The organism is Achromobacter anxifer (assembly GCF_903652925.1).
Taxonomy (GTDB): domain Bacteria; phylum Pseudomonadota; class Gammaproteobacteria; order Burkholderiales; family Burkholderiaceae_B; genus Achromobacter; species Achromobacter anxifer.
This window is the reverse complement of the sequence record NZ_CAHLAR010000003.1, coordinates 48,650-70,101: the sequence shown is the minus strand read 5'-3', so window position 1 is coordinate 70,101 and position 21,452 is coordinate 48,650. Positions and strand designations below refer to the sequence as shown.

At 67.9% G+C, this 21,452-nt stretch carries 19 protein-coding genes; 8 read left to right on the top strand and 11 right to left on the bottom strand.

The window, feature by feature from the left end; translation table 11 throughout:
• Positions 1-96: 96 nt before the first annotated feature.
• The 3 genes from HWY37_RS09630 to HWY37_RS09620 form a co-directional block, all read right to left on the bottom strand.
• Positions 97-801, bottom strand: a complete 705-nt coding sequence (locus tag HWY37_RS09630; protein ID WP_176088528.1) for an SDR family NAD(P)-dependent oxidoreductase — start codon at positions 799-801, stop codon at positions 97-99.
• Between the two features lie 30 nt (positions 802-831).
• Entirely contained in the window at positions 832-2,157 is a 1,326-nt protein-coding gene (locus tag HWY37_RS09625) for an MFS transporter (RefSeq protein ID WP_176088527.1), read from the bottom strand.
• A gap of 119 nt (positions 2,158-2,276) precedes the next feature.
• Positions 2,277-3,890, bottom strand: a complete 1,614-nt coding sequence (locus HWY37_RS09620; RefSeq protein ID WP_246302250.1) for an FAD-dependent monooxygenase — start codon at positions 3,888-3,890, stop codon at positions 2,277-2,279.
• A 120-nt stretch (positions 3,891-4,010) separates the two neighbouring features.
• Between HWY37_RS09620 and HWY37_RS09615 the strand changes: the two genes are divergently transcribed.
• The gene (locus HWY37_RS09615; RefSeq protein ID WP_176088526.1) at positions 4,011-4,907 is read left to right on the top strand and encodes a LysR family transcriptional regulator; all 897 of its coding nucleotides are present in this window, start codon (positions 4,011-4,013) and stop codon (positions 4,905-4,907) included.
• 14 nt (positions 4,908-4,921) lie between these two features.
• On the opposite strand, the gene HWY37_RS09610 is transcribed toward HWY37_RS09615, so the two are convergent.
• From HWY37_RS09610 to fabG, 8 genes are all read right to left on the bottom strand, one after another.
• On the bottom strand, positions 4,922-6,478 hold the full coding sequence (locus HWY37_RS09610) for a class I adenylate-forming enzyme family protein (RefSeq protein WP_176088525.1): 1,557 nt from the start codon (positions 6,476-6,478) through the stop codon (positions 4,922-4,924).
• A gap of 3 nt (positions 6,479-6,481) precedes the next feature.
• The gene (locus HWY37_RS09605; RefSeq protein ID WP_175206381.1) at positions 6,482-7,306 is read right to left on the bottom strand and encodes an enoyl-CoA hydratase/isomerase family protein; all 825 of its coding nucleotides are present in this window, start codon (positions 7,304-7,306) and stop codon (positions 6,482-6,484) included.
• Between the two features lie 64 nt (positions 7,307-7,370).
• The gene (locus HWY37_RS09600) at positions 7,371-8,501 is read right to left on the bottom strand and encodes a CaiB/BaiF CoA transferase family protein (protein ID WP_175206382.1); all 1,131 of its coding nucleotides are present in this window, start codon (positions 8,499-8,501) and stop codon (positions 7,371-7,373) included.
• A gap of 29 nt (positions 8,502-8,530) precedes the next feature.
• Entirely contained in the window at positions 8,531-9,268 is a 738-nt protein-coding gene (locus HWY37_RS09595; RefSeq protein ID WP_175206383.1) for an IclR family transcriptional regulator, read from the bottom strand.
• Between the two features lie 49 nt (positions 9,269-9,317).
• Entirely contained in the window at positions 9,318-10,472 is a 1,155-nt protein-coding gene (locus HWY37_RS09590) for an acyl-CoA dehydrogenase family protein (protein WP_175206384.1), read from the bottom strand.
• A gap of 45 nt (positions 10,473-10,517) precedes the next feature.
• Positions 10,518-12,647, bottom strand: a complete 2,130-nt coding sequence (locus HWY37_RS09585) for an acetate--CoA ligase family protein (RefSeq protein WP_176088524.1) — start codon at positions 12,645-12,647, stop codon at positions 10,518-10,520.
• Positions 12,644-13,141 (bottom strand): MaoC/PaaZ C-terminal domain-containing protein, encoded by a 498-nt coding sequence (locus HWY37_RS09580; protein ID WP_176088523.1) that lies wholly within the window; start codon positions 13,139-13,141, stop codon positions 12,644-12,646. Before HWY37_RS09580 ends, HWY37_RS09585 begins: the two co-directional genes overlap by 4 nt.
• Positions 13,142-13,181: 40 nt before the next feature.
• On the bottom strand, positions 13,182-13,934 hold the full coding sequence (fabG, locus tag HWY37_RS09575) for a 3-oxoacyl-ACP reductase FabG (protein ID WP_176088522.1): 753 nt from the start codon (positions 13,932-13,934) through the stop codon (positions 13,182-13,184).
• Between the two features lie 226 nt (positions 13,935-14,160).
• Here fabG and HWY37_RS09570 point away from each other — a divergent pair, with 226 nt between their 5' ends.
• The 7 genes from HWY37_RS09570 (at position 14,161) to HWY37_RS09540 (ending at position 21,428) form a co-directional block, all read left to right on the top strand.
• Positions 14,161-15,126 (top strand): Bug family tripartite tricarboxylate transporter substrate binding protein, encoded by a 966-nt coding sequence (locus HWY37_RS09570; protein WP_176088521.1) that lies wholly within the window; start codon positions 14,161-14,163, stop codon positions 15,124-15,126.
• An 81-nt stretch (positions 15,127-15,207) separates the two neighbouring features.
• Complete coding sequence (locus tag HWY37_RS09565; RefSeq protein ID WP_176088520.1) at positions 15,208-16,191, top strand: Bug family tripartite tricarboxylate transporter substrate binding protein; 984 nt, start codon at positions 15,208-15,210, stop codon at positions 16,189-16,191.
• Between the two features lie 51 nt (positions 16,192-16,242).
• Positions 16,243-17,103, top strand: a complete 861-nt coding sequence (locus HWY37_RS09560; RefSeq protein WP_176088519.1) for a MaoC family dehydratase — start codon at positions 16,243-16,245, stop codon at positions 17,101-17,103.
• Positions 17,104-17,120: 17 nt separating this feature from the next.
• Complete coding sequence (locus HWY37_RS09555) at positions 17,121-18,650, top strand: AMP-binding protein (protein WP_176088518.1); 1,530 nt, start codon at positions 17,121-17,123, stop codon at positions 18,648-18,650.
• Positions 18,651-18,680: 30 nt separating this feature from the next.
• Positions 18,681-19,820: an acyl-CoA dehydrogenase family protein gene (locus HWY37_RS09550; RefSeq protein WP_175206392.1), complete on the top strand. Its 1,140-nt coding sequence runs from the start codon at positions 18,681-18,683 to the stop codon at positions 19,818-19,820.
• Between the two features lie 37 nt (positions 19,821-19,857).
• Positions 19,858-21,015 carry an acetyl-CoA acetyltransferase gene (locus HWY37_RS09545; protein ID WP_175206393.1) on the top strand — a complete coding sequence of 386 codons (1,158 nt, stop codon included), beginning with the start codon at positions 19,858-19,860 and terminating at the stop codon, positions 21,013-21,015.
• A gap of 2 nt (positions 21,016-21,017) precedes the next feature.
• Positions 21,018-21,428 (top strand): Zn-ribbon domain-containing OB-fold protein, encoded by a 411-nt coding sequence (locus tag HWY37_RS09540; RefSeq protein ID WP_176088517.1) that lies wholly within the window; start codon positions 21,018-21,020, stop codon positions 21,426-21,428.
• Positions 21,429-21,452 lie beyond the last annotated feature (24 nt).

The window sequence follows — 21,452 nt, the reverse complement described above, 5'->3', positions numbered from 1 at the left end:
TATTGAAAGTAATCGTAATATGCGACAAATTATGTCGCACATGCGGCATTTTTGGAAAACAAGGGACGTTTTGTTGCTTTCGGGCGAAGCCCCGGCCTACTTGCCCAGGGTCATGCCTCCGTCGATGGTGACGACCGAGCCGGTCATGAAAAGGAAGGGCGGCCGGGTGAGCGCGATGATCGCGGCCGCGATTTCCTGGGTGGTGGCCAGCCGGTTCATGGGGTGCATGGCGGCCAGCCGCGCCTCGTCCAGTTCGCCGGCGTCGATGGAGCGCTGGATCAGCGGCGTCTTGACGTAGCCCGGCGCCACCGCGATGACGCGGATGCCGTCTTCCGCCCATTCGTTGGCAAGGGAGCGCGTCAGCGTCGCCACGCCGGCTTTCGACACCGCATAGTGCGCGCGGCCCTTCATCATGACCATGCCGGCCACCGAGGCGATGTTGACGATGACGCCGCCGCGGGCGCGCAGGCCCGGGTAAAGCGCATGCGCGCAATGGAAAGTGCCGTTGAGATTGACGGCCAGGACCTGCGACCATTCCGCCGGGTCCTTTTCCGCGACCGGGGCGCGGCTGCCGGCGATGCCGGCGGCGTTGATCAGCAGGTCGACGCCGTCCAGCCGGGCTGCCGCGCCGGCCACGCTGGCGTAGTCGGAGACGTCGACGGCCACGGCGCCATCGGCCGCCGTGCGATCCCACACCACGACCTGCCAGCCTTCGGCGCGCAGTTGCCGCGCGCATTCCTGGCCGATTCCGCTTGCGCCGCCGGTGACGACGGCGACCTTGGTTTGAGTATTCGTGTTCATGTCTGGCTCGCTAGGGTGATTGATCCGGATTCAGGTGTTCGATGCCGCGACGCGCGGCGCGGGCTCCTGGCGGCGGTTGCGTACGCACAGCACCGCGAGGACCGCGCTTGCCAGCGTCGCGCCGCCGAACACCTGGGCCGCAAGCTGCCATTCGCCGCCGCTGGCCTGCATGACGGCGCCCGTCAGGGTCGGGCCGAAGAAGCCGCCCAGCGAGCCTATGGTCGTAACCAGCGCCAGCGGGCCGGCGTTGGCGCCAATGTAGTTCTGCACCGCGGCATTGAGCGGACCGTAATAGGCGATGGTGTAGCCGGTGATGATGGAAACCACCGCCAGGAACGCCGCCAGGGACACCGTCGCCGCGCCGTGCAGCAGCAGGAATCCGCAGGCTCCCGTCAGGCAGACGGCGGCCAGGTGCCAGCGGATGTCGCCCGTGCGTTCGCTGCTGCGCCCGATCACGTAGCTGAACACCAGCGCCACCACGTTGGGAATCATCAGCAGGGCGCCGATCTCCAGCGGCGTGATGCCGTAGAGCTTCTTGAGGATGGTGGGCAGGAAGTAGGCCAGCGCGAAAGTTGCGGCGTAGGCGGCCAGCAGGATCAGCAGGATGCCCCACAGCATGGGCTGGCGGAACACGGCGAAGCCATGCGTCCAGGAGCCTTTTGCGTCCGCCGGGCGGGGCGGGGCTTCGCTCTGCATGACGGCGCGCAGGGCCTGGCGCTGGTCATCGTTGAGCCAGCGCGCCTCTTCCGGCGTGCCGGGCAGGTAGCGCAGGATCAGCAGGCCGAGCAGCATGGTGGGCAGGCCTTCGATCAGGAACAGCCAGCGCCAGCCCGGCATGCCGGCATCGATCTTGAGCAGCGCGCCGGCCAGCGGGCCGCCGAAGATCATGGCCAGCGGCAGCGCCATGATGAAGATCGAGTTGATCCGGCTGCGATAGCGCGGCGGAATCCAGGACGCGATGTAGAAGTTGACGGCGGGGATGAAGCCGCCCTCCGTCACGCCCAGCAGGAAGCGCAGCACGTAGAACGATTTTTCGCCATGCAGCGCGGCCATCAGGCATGAGACCAGGCCCCAGGCCAGGAACATGCAGGCCAGCCAGCGCCTGATGCCAAAGCGCTGCAGTGCCAGGTTGGCGGGCACGCACACGCTGGCATAGCCGATGAAGAACAGGCCCGCGCCGAAGCCGTAGGCGGCCAGGGAAATGCCCAGGTCGGCGCCCATCTGCAACTGCGCATAGCTGATGTTGGTGCGGTCGAGGAAGTTGAGCAGGTATCCGGCGAACAGCAAAGGCAGTACGCGGTTGCGAAAGCCGGCGACGGCCTGTTCGGCGTGCGTCGGGTCAGGGCTGCGTGTCATGGTAGGTCTCCCGTCGTCCGCCTTGCTGGCGGATCTCTCTGGATTTGAATCGGAATGGCGCCTTGCCGCGCGCCGTCGTTGCTGGTTTCAATGGCAGCTGGTTTCAATGCCGGCTGGTTTCAATGGCGCCCGGCCACCCGGGCGTACAACTTGGCGTCCGGCGCGGCGCTGCCGCGCCAGGCCACGTGCTGATCCGGCCGGATCAGGGTGTAGGGGGCGGGGTAGAGGTTGGCCACTCCGCCTTCGGCTGGCTGGATCAGCGTCAGCGGCACGCCCGCGGTCCGGGCCGCGGACAGGGCCGCCTTGGCATCCGCGCCAGCCGCCGCCGGCGAAACCAGCAGCGTGTAGCCCTGGCCGAAATGGTCATAGAGCGAACTGCCGTCGTGCAGCCAGGCGTGCGGCGCCAGCGCGCCGGGACGCGACGACGGCGTGTAGTTGATGAAGTCCCTGGCGGGTTCGGGGCTGCCGTCCGGCACGACGATGGGCGAGTCGTCGTAGCGATAGCCCAGCACCACGCCCAGGGTCGAGAACTCGCGCATCTTGGCGGCGCGGATGCGCGCGCCCGTCTCCCGGCGCGCCTGCTCGCCCGCGGCGCCGGCGTCTTCCAGATGCTCGGCCAGCAGATGGTTGCCGAGTATCGAATGATTGTGCTCAGCCTCGTCCAGCACCCACTGGTGCACCGGCCGGCGTTCCTGCTCGTAGCTGTCCAGCAGGGCGGGACCGCCCCAGCCCTGCAGCACGGCGGCCAGTTTCCATCCCAGGTCGACGCTGTCGGCCACGCCCATGTTCATGCCGTAACCGCCGAAGGGCGGGTGCAGATGGCAGGCGTCGCCCGCCAGGAAGACTCGGCCCTCCCGGTAGCGGTTGCCCAGCAGCTTGCTGGCGGTCCATTCGTCGCTGCTGAGCACCTCATAAGGCAGGTCTATGCCGGTGGCGCGGGCGATCAGGGCGCGCGCATCGATCTCGCCCGCGCGCAGATTCGGATCCACATGGGTGGGCATGAAGAACCAGGTGTCGCCGCTGTCCATCGGCCCGATCAGGCTGGGCGCGTCGCCGTTGACCTGCCAGTACATGATGGCGGGCCCATGCCGGTGGGCCTGGGCCAGGCCGGGGGCGCGGAACACGATGTTGTAGTTGCGGGACAGGCCATGCTTGCCTTCCATGCGCGTGCCTATCAGGTCCCGCACCAGGCTGCGCGCGCCGTCGGCGCCGACCAGGTAGTCCACCGCGATTTCGGTGTCGCGGCCCGACTCCAGGTCCCGCAGCCGGGCGCGCACGCCGTTTGCGTCCTGCGCCAGGTCCAGCAGTTCGGTGCGGAAGCGGATCTCCACGCCGGGCAGGGAGACCGCGTGCGAGCGCAGCACTTCTTCCACCGTGTACTGGGGTATCCATTGCGCATGCTCGGAATAGAGCGGATTCCTGCCGGGCGCGCAATACATGGCGTTTTCGTGGCGCCCGAGTTCAAAGCCGGCAAGGCGAGTGCAGAACACCACGTTGGAGGGGTAGTAGGCGCCCAGCGGCGAGGCGGCGCGCAGGCGGTCCGCGATGCCCCAGCGGCGCAGGTGTTCGCGCGTGCGCACATTGGTCGTCTTGGCGCGGGGCGCGTAGCCCACGCGGTCATTGCGTTCGATGAGCAGGCACGGAATCTTCCTGTGCCCCAGTTCGATCGCCAGGCTCAGCCCTGCCGGTCCGGCGCCCACGATCAGCACGCGGGGCGATGCTCGCTTGTCCACCTTCGGTCTCCTCGTCCGCCCGCTATCGATGCAGGCTCTGGACGCATCCTAGGCCGATGTCGCTGATGCCGAAAGATGGCAAAATTAGCTTACTGATACCAGAATTGAATCGCTACTTCCATGAAGCTGAACACCTTGCGGGATTTCCTGGCGGTGGCGGAGCGCGGCGGCGTCAGGGCGGCCGCGCGCCACCTGGACGTGCCCCAGCCGGCGATTTCCCGCAGCATCCGCGAACTGGAAAAGGAACTGGGCTGCGTGCTGCTGGAACGGCACGCCCGCGGCGTGCGCCTGACGCCCATGGGCGCCGTGTTCCTCAGGCGGGCCAATGCCATACGCCATGAATTGCAGCGCGCGCGCGACGAGATCGGCCAACTGAACGGCGAGTCCCGCGGACGGGTCACGCTCTGCATGTCCACGGCGCCGCACCTGGGCCTGTTCGCCGAGGTCCTGCAGGCGTTCCGGGCGCGCTATCCGGACACCCACCTGGAGATCATCGATGGGGTGTATCCGCTGGTGGAGGCATCGCTGCTGGATGGCACCGTGGACTTCTACATCGGGCCGGTGCCCGCCCGCACGCCGGGGGAGCTGCAGGTGGAAAAGCTCTTCGACAACACGAGGGTGATCATCGGCCGCAAGGGCCATCCGCTGGCGCGCGCCCGTTCGCTGCGCGACCTGGCCGATGCGCAATGGATCACGACGTCCATCACGCACAAGGCCGAAGAGGAGCTAGGCCCCCTGTTCGAGAAGCACGGCTTGCCGCCGCCGCATCTGGCCCTGAAGGCCCAGTCCGCGCTGACCTTCATCACCGCCTTGAGCAATTCCGACCTGCTGATGATGCTGCCGGTGCAGTGGCTGCGGTATCCCTTGCTGCAAGGCGTATTCCAGGAGATCCGCGTCAAGGAACCCCTGCCGGCGCCGCCGGTCTGCATCGTGCAGCGGGCCGGCCTGCCGCTGACGCCGGCCGCCGACTACTACTGCACGCTGGCGCGGCGGGCCAGCGTCCGCGCCCAGGGCTAGCGGCTGGCGCGGCCCTACACGCGCCGGTCGCGGCCCGCCCAATAGGGTTCGCGCAGTTGCTGCTTCAGGACCTTGCCCACCTGGCTGCGCGGCAGTTCATCGCGGAACTCCACCGACTTGGGCGTCTTCATGCCGTCCAGCCGCGAGCGGCAATAGGCGATGGCCTGTTCCTCGCTCCATGCGGCGCCGGGCTTCAGTTCGACGATGGCCTTGACGGCCTCGCCCCAGTCTTCGTCGGGCACGCCGATCACGGCGCAATCGTTGACCAGCGGATGCGCCCACAGCACCTGCTCGATTTTGCCCGGCGATATGTTGAAGCCGCCCGAGATGATCAGGTCCTTCATGCGGTCGACGATGTAGAAAAAGCCGTCCACGTCGCGGTAGCCCACGTCTCCGGTGTGCAGCCAGCCATCGCGCAGGGCCTGGGCCGTGCCCTCGGGATTGTTGTAGTAGCCGGGCATGACCAGGTCGCCCCGCACCACGATTTCGCCGCGCTCGTCCGCGCCGAGCAGCCGGCCCTGCGGATCCATGACCTCGACGCGCGCGAAGGGCGCGGCGCGCCCGCAGCTGGCCAGCCGGTGCCCGGCGCCCGGTTGCATGGCGGCGATATGGTCTTCGGCCGTCATGCTGGTGCAGGTGAAGGGCGCTTCCGCCTGGCCGTAGCACTGCACCATGACCGGGCCGAACACTTCCAGCGCTAGTTCCAGCTTCGCTGCCGACATGGGCGCGGCGGAATAGACGAAGTAGCGCAGCGAGTCGTAGCGCCGGCGGCGCGCGTCGGAGTGGGCCAGCAGGCGGTAGATGACGGTCGGCGGGCAGAACAGCTGGGTCACGCGATGCCGTTCGATGGCTTCCAGGATCGCTTCCGGCCGCGCCGATGGCAGGACGATGTTGACGCCGCCGTAGGCCAGGGTGGCGAAGGCCACCATGCCGGCCGCGTGGGTCAGCGGCGCCACCACCAGGTGCACGGGCGTTTCGCGCACCGGCATGGCGGCGAACCAGTTGGCGAGCAGGGTGGCGTACATGCGGTGCGTGACGAGCACGCCCTTGGGCAGGCCAGTGGTGCCGCCGGTGCCGCGGATCGCCACCACCTCGTCGGCGCTTGCCTCCGATTCGACCGGCGCGGCGCTTTGGATGGCGGCCCATTCCTCCAGTCCCGGCGCCTGCTCCTGCGGTCCGTCGATGAAGACCAGGCCCTTCAGGTCCGGCAGCGCCGCGCGGATCTGGTCCAGGTCGCCGGCGAAGCTGCCGTGCAGGAACAGGAAGGCGCAATGTCCGCGCGCCAGCACGTGCAGGTTTTCCTCGATGCTGTTGCGCGCGTTGACGGGCAGCCAGACGCCGCGGGACCGGACGATGCCCAGCACCGCCACGAAGGTCAGCAGATGATTGGGGCTGAGCAGGCCCACCTTATCGCCGGGGCCAATGCCGGCGGCATGCAGGCCGTTGGCGATGCGGTGCGAGATGTCGGCCACCGTGCCGTAGTCCAGCACCCGGCCGCCGGGTTCGGCGAAGCAGGGCGCTTCTGCCGACATCCGCAGGCCGCGCTCGAAGAAATCGATCAGGCGGGCCATGGGCTATCTGGCATCCGCTGGCCATTGGAAGCGCTGCGCCGCCTTGTCGAGAAAGCGTCCGGCGGCCTCGCGGTGGTAGTCGGAAGAACGGGCCACGCCCTGGCCCGCTGCCTCCAGGTCCAGCATGGCGTTCAGGTCGCTGTTCAGCGAGGCGTTGAAACCGCGCTTGGTGATCGCCAGCGCCGCCATGGGCAGTTCGGCCATGGATAGCGCGATCTGGCGGGCCCGCTCGTGGATCAGCTCCTGCGGCTGGATCTCGAACACGATGCCCATGTCCAGGGCTTCCTGCGCCTGGAATTCGCGGGTGGAGAAGGCCAGCTCCTTGGCGCGCTGCAGGCCGACCATGCGCGGCAGGGTGTACATCGTGGCGCAGTCGGGGATGGCCCCCAGCCGCAGGAACGACAGGCAGAAGCGCGCGCGCGGCGAGGCCAGGATCAGGTCTGCGGTCAGCGCCAGGCCCAGCCCGGCGCCATAGGCCGCGCCGTCGACCGCCGCGATGACCGGGCGGTCCAGCGTGATCAGGCCCTCGATCGTCAGGAGCAGGCTGGCCATGCGCTCGCGCGCTTCCTCGGCCGAGCCGCCGGAGCCCATGGTGGAGATGTCGCCGCCGGAGCAGAAGGCGCCGCCGGCGCCCGCCAGGATCACCACGCGCACGCCGCGGTCGCGCCGGATCTCGCCCACCAGATGCGCCAGTTCCTCGCGCATGACCATATCCAGCGCGTTGCGCTGGGCGGGACGGTTGAGGGTGATGGTGGCGACGCCGCCTTCCACGGCATACAGCAGGGTCTTGAACTCGCTAGAGATGACTTGCATCGGATCGGTCTCCATGTCTGCCTTCCAGGGATGGCCGGGGCGCGGAAGTCCCGGCCCGGCCGCAAGCTGCCGCGGCGTGTCAGGCGATGGCGCCGTGTTCGCGCAAGGCCTGGATCTCGGCCTGCGCCAAGCCCAGTTCCGCCAGCAGGGCCTCGGTGTGCTCGCCGGGCGCGGGTACGGGGCGGGCCTGCCCGGGCGTGCGCGAAAAGCGCGGCGCGGGCGCCGGGTGCACGGTGCCGCCGGTCTCGATGAAGCTGCCGCGCGCCTGATGGTGCGGATGGCGCGGGGCCTCCTCGAAGTCCAGCACCGGCGCGAAGCAGGCGTCCGTGCCTTCGAGCAGCGCGCACCATTGGTCGCGGGTCTTGCCGGCGATGATGCCCGCCAGCTTGGCGCGCAGCTGGGGCCATTGCGCGCGCTCCCATTGTTGCTGGAAGTCCGGGTCGTCGATGCCGCAGCGCTCCAGCAGCAAGCGGTAGAACTGCGGTTCGATCGCGCCGATGGAAACGTACTTGCCGTCCGCGCAGGCATAGCAGCCGTAGAAGTGGGCGCCGCCGTCCAGCATGTTGGACTGGCGCCGGTTGACCCAGTCGCCGCTTTGCAGCTTGCCGTGATAGGCGCTGGCCAGCATGGAGGCGCCGTCGCAGATGGCGGCGTCGACGACCTGGCCCTGACCCGTGCGGCCGGCTTCGAGCAGGCCGCAAAGCACGCCGAAGGCCAGCATCATGGCGCCGCCGCCCATGTCGCCGACCAGGTGCAGCGGCGGCGCGGGCGGCAGCTCGGCGTGTCCCATGGCGTGCAAGGCACCGGTGATGGCGATGTAGTTCAGGTCGTGGCCGGCCGCCTGGGCCAGCGGGCCGTCCTGGCCCCAGCCCGTCATGCGGCCATACACCAGCCGCGGATTGCGCGCGAGGCAGGCGTCGGGCCCCAGGCCCAGCCGTTCCATCACGCCCGGGCGGAACCCTTCGAGCAGGGCGTCCGCCTTGTCCAGCAGCCGCAGCACGACGTCGGTCGCCCCTGGCTTCTTGAGGTCCAGCGCGATCGTGCGCCGGCCCCGGTCGATGATGGTGCCGCCTCCGCCCAGAAAGCCCGGGGTTAGCCTGTCGATGCGGATCACGTCCGCGCCCATGTCCGCCAACATCATGGCGCAGAAGGGACCGGGTCCTATCCCGGCCATCTCCACCACCGTCAATCCGCTCAGAGGACCAGCCATGTCTATCGTCACTCCATGATTGCGTTGCTTCAGGAATCGAAGAATTCGGCGCGCGCGTCCAGGATGATCTGGACATACTTTTCCATGTTGGCGTCCATGCGGTGGGTCGGGCCGACGATGGACAGGGCCGTCAGCTGGCCTCCCACGCGTCCCGCGATGCCGACCGCCGACACGCCTTCGTTGCCTTCGTCGCGGCTGTTGAAATAGTGCTTGGCCAGCTGCGATTCGATCTGCGAGCGCAAGGTGGCGGGGTCGGTAATGCTGCTGGCCGTGACGTGCTCGTACGGCAGCGAGTCGATCAGCGCGTTGCGTTCCGCCGCGTCCATTTCGCCCAGCAGGGCCTTGCCCAGCGCCGCGACCTGCAGGTCGAAGGTGGTGCCGGGCTGCACCACGTAGCGCAAGGCGCGCGGACTCTCCTGGCTGGCGTAGATCTTCACCTTGTTGCCGTCCAGCAGGCCGCACATCGAGGACTCGCCGGACTGGCGCGTCAGGATTTCCAGCGCTTCGGACGCGAAGGCCTGCAGCGGGTCGGCCGCCGAGATGCCCTGGGCCACGTCGAGCAGCCGGCCGGTCGGATGGAAGTAGCGCGACTTCGGCGTGCGCAACAGGTAGCCCGCCTGGCGCAGCGTGTAGAGCAGGTCGGAGCAGCTGCTGTCGGCCAAGTCTAGAAAGCGCGCCATTTCCGAGTTCGTCAGGGGACGGCGTTCCCGCGCATAGACTTCGAAGACTTGCAGCACGCGTTGCGCGGTAGGGAGAATTTGCGGCATAGGATGTCGGAGTGGGGTGGTGAGCCGGCCCGGGCCTTGGCGTAGTCGGTCATTTCAACGCGGATATGCCTAGTACGCTTTGCGCCATGAGTAGGGCCTGGATCTGGTTGGTGCCTTCGGCAATGCTCAGGTGGCGGGCGTCGCGGTAGTGACGCTCAACCGGGAACAGCGTGGTGTAGCCGGCGCCGCCATGCACCTGCATGGACATCTCGGCCACGCGCAGCACGGCGTCGGTGGCATGGCGCTTGGCCATCGAACATAGCATCTGGCTGTCGGCGGCGTTGCGGTCCAGCGCGTCGGCGGCGCGCCAGCACAGCAGGCGCGAGGTTTCGACCAGCGTCATCATGTCGGCGATCATATGCTGGACCAGCTGGAAACCGCCGATGGGCCGGCCGAACTGGACCCGGTCGCCGGCGTATTTTACCGCCGCCTCATAGGCCGCCTCGGCGATGCCCAGGGCCGAGAACGCGACCACGCAGCGGCCGATGTTGAGGTATTTCTTGGCCAGCGCGAAGCCCTTGCCTTCGGTGCCGATCAGGTTGGCTGCGGGGATGTCCACGTCCTCGAACAGCAGCTCGCCCAACGGGCAGCTCAGCATGCCCATCTTGTGGATCGGGCTGGACGAGAAGCCCGGCATGGCGCGCTCGAACAGCAGGCACGAAACGCCGCGCTCGCCGCTCTGGCGCTGGGTCTGCACGAACACCACGCCCAGCTCGCACACCGTGCCCAGGCTGATGTAGAGCTTGCGGCCGTTGACGCGCCAGCCGCCAGCGGTTTCGACCGCGCGGGTTTCCACGTTGGCGGCGTCGGAGCCGATATTGGGTTCGCTCAGCGCAAAGCTGGCGATCGCGTCGCCCGACAGGACGCGCGGCAGGTACTTTTCCTTGAGGTAGGGCGAGCCGCCGTCGCTCAGCACCGAGGCCGAGAGATTGCTGGTGCTGACGATGCTGCGCAGCGAAGGCCAGACCCGCGCCAGTTCGGCTATCAGCATGCCGTAGGTCGTCATCGGCAGGCCGTAGCCGCCGTCCTTTTCCTGCAGCATGCCGCCCAGCAGGCCGAAGTCGCGCATGGCGCGGACCATGTCCTGCGGCACTACGAGGCCTTCGGCTTCGTAGCGGTTGACGATGGGCGCGACTTCGGCCGTCAGGTAGCGGCGCAGCGAATCGCGCAATTCGGTCTGGGTGGAGTCCAGTGAGAAGTCCATGCGGGTCCTAGGCGGGTAGGGTCGAAGAGAGGTGTCCGGCGGCGTTCATGACGGGCGCCGTTCCGAGGCGGAATCGGCGTCGGCGCGCAGGCCTATCAGCGCGTCCAGCGGCATCGCGCCCTGTCCTTCGGCGCCGACCCAGACCGGGTTGAGCTCGATTTCCTGCAAGGTGTCGCGATGGTTCCAGGCGTAGTCCGAGACCTTGAGGATCAGGTCCTCCAGGGCCGCCAGGTCGGCGGGCGCCTGGCCGCGCACGCCGTCCAGCACCTCGGCGTAGCGGATCTCGCGCAGCAGCGCGCGGGCGTCGTCGCGCGACAGCGGAATCATGCGGTGGGCCACGTCGCGGATGGTCTCCACGAAAATGCCGCCCAGGCCGAAGGTCAGCACCAGGCCGAAGGCCGCGTCGCTGTGCACGCCGACCAGCACCTCGCGGCCGCCCGGCGGCAGCATGCGCTCCACCAGGATGCCGTCGATCACGGCGTCCGGATTGTGGCGCGCCACGGCTTCATGGATGGCTGCGTAGGCCTCGCGCGCCGCACCGGCGCTGGCGATGCCCAGCCTGACTCCGCCGGCTTCGGTCTTGTGCGCGATCTGCGCGCTGACCACCTTCATCACCACGGGGAAGCCCAGGCGCTCGGCCGCTACGGCTGCCTGTGCGGCGCTGGTGACGACCGTCCCCTGCGGAATCGGCAGTCCGGCTTCCCGCAGCAGCTGCTTGGCCGCGGCTTCGCTCAGCATGCGGGCGTCACCGCCGGCGGCTTCCGCATGGGGCGCGGCGGCCGCGGGCTGGCGCGGGGAACGTTGCCAGGGCACGGCCTTGGCCAGGGCCGCGATCGCGTCCGACAGCGACAGGAAGGGCAGCAGTCCGGCGCTTTCCAGCAGCTGGAAGCCGCCGCCCAGGCGCCGGCTCATCCAGACCGGCACGATCAGGGTCTCGGTTTCGGCCGCCACCGTGGCGATGGCCTGCGCCATGCCGTCGGTGATGACGCCGTAGTCCATCGGGATCGGGAAGAGAACGGTGCCGACCGAGGGATCGGCGCAGATCGCGCGCAGGCAGTCGGCCGAGGCCGCGGGATTGCGCAGGATGTCGGCGGTGGTGTCGACCGGATTGTCGATGCTGGCGAAATCCGGCAGGCGCTCGCGCAGGGCGGCCTTGGTGGCGGGGGAGAATGCCGCCATCGGCAGGTCGGCGGCGCCGGCGATGTCGGCCGCCAGCGCGGCGGTGCCGCCCGAGAAGGTATAGATGCACAGGCCCTTGCCGCTCTTGGGCGTGATCCGGGTCAACAGGCGCGCCGCCGCCAGCAGCTGGTCCAGGTCGTCGACTTCGATCGCGCCGAACTGCCGGAACACCGCGCTGTTGACGGCGGCCATGCCGGCCACCGACGCGGTGTGCGACTGCGCCGCGCGCACGCCGGCTTCGGAGCGGCCGACCTTCAGCACCACCACCGGCTTGTTGCGGGCGCGCGCCAGCTCCAGCGCGGCCGTCAGGCGCCTGCCGTTCTTGACGCCTTCCATCAGCAGGGCGATCACGCTGATCTGCGGATCGTTCGCCATGTGGGCGATGAAGTCGGGAATCTCCAGGTCGACCTCATTGCCCGCGGAAAACCACAGGCCCACGCCCTGGCCGAAGGACAGGCCCTGCAGCAGGTTGCGCCCCAGGCCGCCGCCCTGCGTCGCCAGGCCGATGGAGCCGGCGTTCAGGTCGTCCTTGAAGGCGGGGGAAAAGGTCATGCCCAGGCGGTCGCGGACATTGACGAAGCCGGGACAGTTCGGGCCGTATACGTGCAGGCCGGTGGCCTCGCACAATTCGGCGATCTCGCGTTCCAGGCGCCGGCCTTCCTCGCCCGCTTCCGAAAAGCCGGAGGTCATGACCACCGCGTAGGGAATGCCGCGCGCCACGCATTGCCGCAAGGCGTCCAGCACCAGCGCGGCGTTGATCATGATCAGGGCCACGTCGATCTCGGCCTCAGGCAAGGCGCTGATGGATGGCCAGCAGGGCCGCCCGCCGATCTCCTGGTAGGCGGGATTGACCGCGTACACCTCGCCCGGCACCGCGGAATGCAGCACCAGGTTGTCGTACAGGCGGCGTCCCTGGCTGGATTCGCGCGCGGAAGCGCCGACCACCGCCACGTTGCGCGGGTTGACGAAGCGGCTCAGGTCTGCAAACGGTTTCATGCCGCGCCCTCCATCGACCGCAGCACCATCGCGAAATCGGCCTGGACCACGACCTCGCCGCGCTGGTTGACGGCCTCGCGCCGGAACACCACCTTGTCCTTGCCGGGCCGGTACTGCTCGGTTTTTTCCGTCACCGTCACCCGCACGGTGATGGTGTCGCCAATGAAGGTGGGCTTGGGAAAGCGGCAGTTGATGTCGATCAGCGCCAGCACGTAGGGCTCCAGCTGGCGGTAGCCGCTGGACTGGGTGGTCAGTCCGGACAGGACGGACAGCACCAGCAGGCCGTGGGCGATGCGCTGGCCGAACGGCGTGGCGCTGGCGTACTCGTGGTCGACGTGCAGGCGGTTGAAGTCGCCGGACAGGCAGGCGAAATTGACGATGTCGCTTTCGGTGATGGTGCGGCCGGCGGATTCGAAGCGGTGGCCGACCCGCAGGGGCTGCTGCGGCGGCATGGGGGGAAGCGGGGACTGGCTGGCTGGGCTTGCGCTTTGCATGGCTGATCGGATTCCGGAAGAGGGGCGCGGAGAGGGCGTTTTACGAAGCGTAGCGGCCGCCGGTCACGTGCAGCAGTTCGCCCGTGATGAAGGAGGCCCGTTCCGAAGCCAGGAAGGCCACGGCGTTGGCGATGTCCTCGACCGCGCCCAGGCGCGGCACGGGCTGGCGCGCCAGCGCATTGGTGCGCAGGGTTTCATAGGTGGACAGGCCGCGCACCAGCGGCGTTTCGATCAGCCCCGGGGCAATGGCGTTGGCGGTGATGTTGAACTTGCCCTGTTCCAGCGCCAGCGCGCGGGTGAAGCCGATCAGGCCTGCCTTGGCGGCGGAATAGTTGGTCTGGCCGGGATTGCCCCAGTGCGCGCGCGAAGCGATGTTGATGACGCGGCCCCACTTCCTTTCCATCATCGAGGGCAGGGCGGCCTTGGTGCAGTAGTAGGCGCCCTTCAGGATGGTGTCCACCACCGAATCCCAGTCTTCCACCGGCATCTTGAGCAGGTACTTGTCGCGCGTGAAGCCGGCGTTGTTGACCAGGATGTCGATGCCGCCGAACGCGTGCGCGGCCAGTTCGGCCATGGTTTGGACCTGCTCGGCGTCGCAGACGTCGAGCACGGCGCCGATGGCGTCGTGGCCCGCCTGCTTCAGGCCGGCGACCGCCTGTTCCACCGATTCCGGGTTGATGTCCGTGATGACGATCCTGGCGCCTTCCTGCGCCAGGGCCAGGGCCGAGGCATAGCCGATGCCGCGGCCGGAACCCGTGATGACAGCGACTTTGCCGGTGAGTTGCAGGTCCATCTCCATTCCCCTTCTGTAGCTGATGGGTGCCCGGCGCCCTGGGCCCGAAATCCGATATCCCGGGATGACGCCTGACGGTTCAAATTTATTCCGAGGTTCCGAACAAATATACACATCACCGGAAATATTGACAATTATTATCGGCAAGTCGTTATACTGTTCGGTATGTCGGAATAAGTTGGCCCGACATTCCCATATCTCTAAAAAAACGGAAGGAGATCGACTCATGGCAATGTTGAAGGGATTGTTGGCCGCTGTACTGAGCCTGGCTGCCGTCGGTGCAGCCAGCGGGGCCGACGCTTATCCGGACAAACCGGTACGGGTGTACGTCGGCTTCGCGCCGGGCGGCGCCACCGACCTGCTGGCCCGCCTGTACGCCAAGAAGCTGGGCGAGCGTTTCAACCAGACGTTCATCGTGGAAAACCGCCCGGGCGCCGGCGGCAACATCGCGATCCAGGCGCTGACCCTGGCGCCGGCCGACGGCTACACCATCGCGATGGCGGCCAACTACGTGGCGGCCAATGCCGCCATGAAGCGCAACCCCTATGACTGGGAGCGCGACCTGATGCCCATAGGCATGGTGGCGTCCACGCCCAACATCCTGGTGGTGCCGCCGGGTTCCAGCATCCAGAGCGTCGACGACCTGATCCGCAAGGCCAAGGCGCCAGGCAGCAAGCTGACCTTCGGCTCGGCCGGCATGGGCTCGTCCATCCATCTGGCGGGCGAACTGTTCAAGGTCATGGCCGGGGTCGACATGACCCACGTGCCCTACAAGGGCGTGACGCCGGCGGAGGTGGACCTGATGTCGGGCACGGTCGACATGATGTTCGGCAGCGTGTCCACCGCGATTCCGCTGGTGCAGTCCGGCAAGCTGAAGGCGCTGGCCGTGACCGGGCGCGAACGCATGAAGGCGATGCCGGACCTGCCCACCATCGAGGAGGCCGGCCTCAAGGGCTATGACGTGGAGGCGGTGTATTTCATGGCGGCGCCCGCCAAGCTGCCGGCGCCGGTCCTGAAGACCCTGGCCGACGCCGTCGCCGACATCAACAAGCAACCCGATGTGCAGGAGTTCATGGACCGGATCTATGCCCGGCCCCTGACTGGCGGTCCGGAAGAGGGCCGGGCCTTCCTGAAGGCCGAAGTGAAGAAGTGGCAGGGCGTGGTCGACGCCACCGGCATGAAGGTGGATTGACGCGCGGCAGCGGATCCGGTCGCCGGATTCGTCACAGCGGGCGCCACAAGCCCGCGGACACAGAACTATCAGGAGACATACATGAACACACGCAGGCGATACACGCTGGCAGTGCTGGCCGGCCTGATGACTGCAATGGCCCTGCCGCCGATGGCGCGCGCGGCCGACGATTATCCGAACAAGCCCCTGCGCCTGATCGCGCCCAGTTCGCCCGGCGGGATCCTGGACATCACCAGCCGGGTGATAGGCAAGAAGCTGTCCGAGCGGCTGGGGCAGCCGGTGGTGGTGGAAAACATGGCCGGCGCGGCCGGCATTCTGGGCATGCAAGGCCTGCTGCGCGCCGAACCCGACGGCTACACCATGGTCATGGGCAGCAGCGGGCCGAATGCGGTCAATTACACGCTGTACAGCAAGCTGCCCTACGCGATGTCCGACTTCGCCCCGGTGATCCGCATCATCACCATGCCGAACGCGCTGGTCGTCAACGCCAACGCGCCGGTCAAGACGCTGGCGGAGTTCCGCGACTATGCGCGCAAGAAGCAGGGCAACCTGTCCATGGCCGTTTCCATGATCGGCACCTCCGGCCACCTGGGCGGCGAGCTGCTGAAAAACCGGCTGGACTTCACCGCGGTCACTGTGCCGTACAAGGGCGCCGCGCCCGCGACCAACGACCTGGTGGCGGGCCAGGTCGATTTCACGGTCGAAAACGTCATCACCGTGGCGCCGCTGGTCAAGGCCGGCAGGTTGCGGGCGCTGGCCGTCACCACCCGCGAACGCAGCCAGATCCTGCCCGACGTGCCCACGCTGGCCGAACAGGGCTATCCCGACGTGGACGTCGGCGCCTGGCTGGGCGTGCTGGTCGCGGCTCGCACGCCGCCGGCCGTGGTCGCGCGGCTGAACACCGAGCTCAACGCGGTGCTGGCGGACGAGGAAGTGAGAAAGCAGCTGGCGCAGCAGGGCGGTATTCCGTTGGGCGGCACACCGGCCGAGTTCGACAGCTTCATCCGGTCGGAAAAGGACCGCTGGGAAAAAATCATCAAGGCCGCCGGTATCAAGGCGGAGTGACCCGCATGCGGGCGGCAAGGCGCCGTCCGCATGCGTAGGGAGGCATGATCCATGGCAATCGATTATCAAAACCTGCGCAACTGGAAGTTCGAAGACCGCGTCGACCGCTACGACGCGCGCGACTGCATGATCTACGCGCTGGGCCTGGGCTACGGCAGCGACCCGGCCAATGAAGCGGAGCTGCGCTACGTGCATGAGGACGGCACGGCGGTGGTGCCGACGTTCCTGGCCACCATCGGGGCGCCCAACGGCTGGGCCGCCGATCCGGCCACCGGCATCGACTGGGTGAAGATCCTGCACGGCGAGCACCGCATGACCTTCCACGCGCCGCTGGCCGCGGCCGGCGCGGTGCGCAGCCAGACCCGCGTCACGCGGGTGGTGGACAAGGGCGCCAGCAAGGGGGCGCTGGTGGTGACGGTGCGCGACATCTCGGACGCCGATAGCGGCGCGCCGCTGGCCACCGTGGAGCACGTGTCGTTCTGCCGCGCCGATGGCGGCTTCGGCCAGGGCGACGAGCCGCCGCAGGCCTTGCCGGCCACGCCAGAGCGCGCGCCGGACCAGGTGGTGCTGCTGTCGACCTTGCCGCAGCAGGCCCTGCTGTATCGGCTGAACGGCGACCTGAATCCGGTGCACGCGCTGCCGCACATGGCGCGCGCCGCCGGCTTCGACCGGCCCATCCTGCATGGCCTGTGCACCTACGGCATGGCGGCGCGCGCCTTGCTGCAAGCCTGCGCGCCCGACGCCACGCAAAGGCTGGGCGCGATCGCCGCGCGCTTTTCCTCGCCGTTCTTTCCTGGCGAGACGTTGCGCGTGGAGATCTGGCGCGACGGCGCCAGCCTGCAATTCCGCGCGCTGGCCCATGAGCGCGGCACGGTGGTGTTGAGCAACGGCGTCGCCAGCCTGGCGCATTGAGCAAACTGGAGGTCCCTATGTCCGCACTAGAAGCCCATGCCCGGGAGATGCCGGATGGCATCGCCTACCGCATGATTCCTTCCGGCATCGCCGTCACCTGGCGCGAGCTGGAGCTGCGCAGCCGCAAATGCGCGGCGTCCCTGCTGGATGCCGGCCTGCAGCCCGGCGATGTGATCGCGGTGTTCCTGGAGAACCACCCGCGCTTTTTCGAGCTGCTGTGGGCCGCGCACCGCGTCGGCCTGTACTACACCACCATCAGCCGCCACCTCAAACGCGAGGAAGCGCGCTACATCATTGAAAACTGCGACGCCCGGGTCCTGTTCTATTCGGGCCACACCCAGGCCGAAACCGATACGGCGAGCCTGGATGCGCGCGGCGTGCTGCGCGTGAGCATGGACGGCGCGGACGCCGCCGCGATGCCGTACGAGGCTTGGATCGGCCGCCACGGCGACGGCGTGGCCTTGCCTGAAACGCCGGAAGGCACGGACTTCCTGTATTCCTCCGGCACCACCGGCCTGCCCAAGGGCATCAAGCGGCCGCTGTCGGTCGCCAACCGCTATTTCCGCGTCGGCGACGCGCCCAGCAGCGCATGGAAGGCATTCGACCGGGACACGGTCTATCTGTCCACCGCGCCGTTCTATCACGCCGCGCCGGTGCGCTGGAACATGGCTGCGCTGCGCGCCGGCGGCAGCTGCGTCATGATGGAAAAATTCGACGCGGCCGCGGCGCTGGAGGCGATCGCCACCTACGGCGTCACCCATTCGCAATGGGTGCCGACCATGTTCATCCGCCTGCTGCGGCTGCCGCAGGAGGAGCGCGCGCGCCACGACCTGTCCACGCTGCGCTATGCCGTGCATGCGGCCGCGCCGTGTCCGGTCGACGTCAAGGAGGCGATGATCGCCTGGTGGGGGCCGATCCTGTACGAGTACTACAGCGGCACCGAACTGGTCGGCCGCACTTCGCTGGGCTCGGGCGAATGGCTGGCGCACCGCGGCTCGGTCGGCCGGCCGGAGTTCGGCCAGGCCCACATCATGAGCGAGGACGGACTGAACGAGTTGCCCGCGGGGCAGCCCGGCGTCATCTACTTCTCGGGCGGCGGCTCCTTCGAATACCACAAGGATCCGGGCAAGACGCGCGGCGCCTACAACGAGCGCGGCTGGGCCACCTACGGCGACATCGGCTACCTGGACCAGGACGGCTATCTCTACCTGACCGACCGCCTGTCCAACATGATCGTGTCGGGCGGGGTCAACATCTATCCCCAGGAAGCGGAGAACCTGCTGAGCACGCATCCCGCGGTGGCCGACGTGGCGGTGGTCGGCGTGCCCAACGCGGAGTTCGGCGAGGAGGTCAAGGCCGTCGTGCAGTTGCGCGACCCGGCCGCCGCCAGCCCGGACCTGGCGCAGCAGTTGATCGCCTATTGCCGCGACCGCATCTCGCCCGTCAAGTGCCCGAAGAGCGTGGACTTTTCTGTCGACATGCCGCGCACCGAGACCGGCAAGCTGCTCAAGCGCCTGGTCAAGCAGCGCTACTGGCCGCAGGCATAGGCGGCGCACCATGACAGACCAGGAGGCAACATGAACCGGCAGCGCAAGCTTTTTTCGGCGGACCATGAACTGTTCCGCGACACCGTGGCGCGCTTCATCGCGGACGAGATCACCCCCCATCACCAGCAATGGGAACACGAGGGCATGGTGCCGCGCGAGCTGTGGCGCAAGGCCGGCGCGGCCGGCATCCTGCTGCCCAGCACGCCCGATGAATACGGCGGCGGCGGCGGGGACTTCCTGCACACCATCATCGTGGTGGAGGAAATCGCCCGCGCGCTGGCCACCGGCGTCACCGGCTTCACCACGCATTCCGACATCGTCGCGCCTTACCTGCTCAACTTCGGCACCGAAAGCCAGAAGCTGCGCCACCTGCCCGGCATGGCGCGGGGCGACATCGTGGCTTCCATCGCCATGACCGAGCCGGGCGCCGGCAGCGACGTCAAGGCGATACGCACGGCGGCGGCCAGGGCGCAGGGCGGCTACGTCATCAATGGCCAGAAGACCTTCATCACCAATGGCTTTCACGCCGACCGCGTGCTGGTGGTGGCCAAGACCGACCCCGGCGCCGGCGCGCGCGGCATCAGCCTGTTCTGGGTCGACGCAACGACGCCCGGATTCACGCGCGGACGCCTGCTGGACAAGGTCGGGCAGAAGGCGCAGGACACGGCCGAACTGTTCTTCCAGGACATGTTCGTGCCGGACGAGGACATGCTGGGCGAACCGGGGCAGGGCTTCGGCTACCTGATGAAGGAACTGGTGCGCGAGCGCCTGATGATCGCGGTGCGCTGCGCCATGGCGCTGGAGAGCGCGCTGCAATGGACCGTCGACTACACCAAGGAGCGGCGCGCCTTCGACCGTGCCTTGATCGACAACCAGCACATCCGCTTCAAGCTGGCCGACATCAAGACCCTGGCCGCCGCCACCCGCGCCTTCGTCGACGGCTGCGTGCAGCAGTACCTGGACGGCGAACTGGACGCCGGCGGCGCCGCCATGGCCAAGCTGTGGGCATCGGAAGCCACCAGCGCCATCGACGACCTGCTGCAGTTCCATGGCGGCTACGGCTACATGCGCGAATACCCCATCGCCCGCGCCTACACCGACGTGCGGCCCAACCGGATCTACGGCGGCGCTTCGGAAGTCATGCGCGAGCTGATCGCCCGCACGCTTTGAACCTTTATCTTCGACTGCCACAGGAGCAGATTCCTACATGACCAAGCATCTTTCGAAATCGGTCGCCATCGTCGGCGCCGCCGAATCCGACCTGGGGAAAGTGCCCGGGATGACCTCGCTGGACCTGCAGGCGCAGGCGGCGGCCCGCGCCCTGCGCGATGCCGGACTGACGCTCAAGGACGTCGACGGCGTGTTCGCGCACGTGGACGACAAGTTCGCCGGCCTGCATCTGGCCGAGTACCTGGGCATACGGCCGCGCTATGTGGATTCGACCAGCGTCGGCGGCATGTCCAGCGTCATGCACATCCGCCACGCCATGGCCGCGATCGAGGCCGGCATGTGCGAGGTGGCGCTGGTGGCCTACGGCAGCACTCAGCTGTCCGACGGCACGCGCAAGGTGGGCGGCACGCCTGAAGACATGCGCATGCCGCGCGGGCAATTCATCACGCCCTATGGACAGCTGAGCCCCATCGGCTATTACGCGATGGTGGCGCAGCTGCACATGCAGCGCTACGGCACCACCCACAAGGACCTGGCTGAAGTGGCGGTGGCGGCGCGCAGATGGGCGCAGCTCAACCCCAAGGCCTACCGGCGCGAGGAAACCTCCATCGAGGAGGTCATGGCTTCCAAGATGATTGCCGACCCCTTGCGCCAGCGCGACTGCTGCCTGGTGACCGACGCCGGCGGCGCGGTCATCATCACGTCCGCGGCGCGCGCCCGCGAGCTCAAGCGGCCGCCGGTCTACGTCATGGGGATTGCCGAATCGTTCTCGCACCATTACACGCCGTTCAATACCGCGGACTGGTTGGACACCAATGTGGCGCAGACGGCGGACGCCGCGCTGGCCATGGCCGGCGTCACGCGCGCGGATATTGATGTGGTGCAGATCTATGACCACTTCACCATCGGCGTGATCCAGTCGCTGGAGGAACTGGGCTTCTGCAAGCGCGGGGAGGGCGGCGCTTTCGTGGCCGACGGGCGTCTGGCGCCGGGCGGGGACTTTCCCATCAATACCTCGGGCGGCGGCCTTTCATACAACCACCCCGGCCAGTTCGGCATGCTGCTGCTGCTCGAAGCCGTGCATCAATTGCGCAAGGAATGCGGCGAGCGCCAATTGCCCAAGGCGGAGCTGGCCCTGGTGCACGCGCCCGGCCTGGTTTTTTCCTGCAACACCACCCTGATCCTCGGAGTCTGACCATGGACCAAGTTCAACGCCCGCTGCCGCAACCGACCCGGATCACCCAGCCGTACTGGGACGCGGCCAAGGAGCATCGCCTGGTCGTCCAGCAATGCGCTTGCTGCAAGACGCGCCAGTTCTATCCGCGCGAGTTCTGCGCGGCCTGCCTGTCGGACGACATCGAGTGGATCGAATGCGGCGGCCTGGGCACCGTCTATACCTACACCGTCAACCGTCGGCCGAGCAATGCGGCGCTGAGCGGGAAGGTGCCTTATGTCGTCGCCATGATCGACCTGGACGAAGGCGTGCGCATGATGGCCAACATCGTCGAAAGCCCGCCCGAGGCGGTCAGGATAGGCAGCCGCGTGCGGGTGTGCTTCGAGCGGGCGTCGGACGAGATCACCTTGCCGCAGTTCAGGCTGGAGGCCTGAGTATCGCGCCGGCCAGTGGCCGGC